This window comes from Micromonospora sp. M51, assembly GCF_018070305.1.
GTDB lineage: Bacteria > Actinomycetota > Actinomycetes > Mycobacteriales > Micromonosporaceae > Micromonospora > Micromonospora parva.
In genome coordinates, this window is sequence record NZ_JAGPXZ010001213.1 from 1 (window position 1) to 1,131 (window position 1,131).

The 1,131-nt window shown below is 68.5% G+C and carries 1 protein-coding gene; it reads right to left on the reverse strand.

Translation table 11 applies throughout. From position 1 onward, the window contains the following. Window positions 1–977 (reverse strand): KamA family radical SAM protein (locus tag KBX53_RS33780; protein WP_210863901.1); only part of this gene is annotated, 977 nt, incomplete at its 3' end. Window positions 978–1,131: the final 154 nt, after the last annotated feature.

Sequence of the window (1,131 nt, forward strand, 5' to 3'; positions counted from 1 at the left end):
AGGACGCCCTGGTTGCGGACGTCGCGGACGCCGACGTCGAGGGCGGTCTGGGCGGCCTTGGCGACCAGTGGGGTGAGCGACTGGGCGTGGTTGACGTGGGTGTGGATGGCGAGGTTGACGCCGCGGCGGGCGGCGGTGCGGGCGACGCGCTCCAGGCCTTCGACGACGTCGGGTTGCAGCCAGTGCTGGGGGAGGCCCATGAGGGCTTTGGTGGCGAGCCGGATGTCGCGGACCGTCTCCAGTTCCAGCAGGCGCATGAGGTACGACTCGAGGTTGCGCCAGGGGACGTTGGCCACGTCGCCGCCGGAGACGACCACGTCGCGGACGCCGGGGTGAGCCTTGAGGTAGGCGATGTGGGCGTCGTAGCGGTCGACGGGCTTGAGGGTGAGCTTGAGTTTGTCGACGGCGGGGGTGGAGTTGCCGACGAGGTCCATCCGGGTGCAGTGCCCGCAGTACTGGGGGCAGGTGGAGAGCAGCTCGGCGAGGACCTTGGTGGGGTAGCGGTGGGTGAGCCCTTCGGCGACCCACATGTCGTGTTCGTGGAGGCTGTCGCGGCTGGCGTAGGGGTGTGAGGGCCAGTCGGTGCGGCGGTCGGAGGCGACCGGGATCATGTAGCGGCGGATGGGGTCGGCGAGCAGTGCCTCGGTGGTGGGGGTCGCGAACGGCACCATCGTGTTGATCATCTGGGGTGGCACCAGCATGGACATGGTGGCCAGGGCCTTCTGGTCGGCCTCGAGGTCGGCGTAGAAGGTCTCGTCGATCAGGTCGCCGAAGACGGTGCGGAGCTGCTTGATGTTCTTGACGCAGTTGACGCGCTGCCACTGGGCGGATTCCCACTGGTCGCGGGTGATGTGGCGCCAGCCGGGGAAGCGGGTCCAGTCCGGTTCGACCAGGGGGCGGCGGTGGTATTCGTAGGGCTGCCCGGCGGTCGGTGCGGCGACCGGGGCGTGACGGGGGTGCGGGATGGTGTGGGTCACGGCCCCTCCTCGGTGGTGCGGCTGATCATCGAAGCCCGAAGGCTACTGGAAAATATTCGGTACAGAAACTAGTCTGCCGTAAGTTTTCCCGTTACGCGAGCCTTGACCGGGGCTTCGGGCGGCTGGACAGCGGTAGGTGCGCTCGTGCCGACCC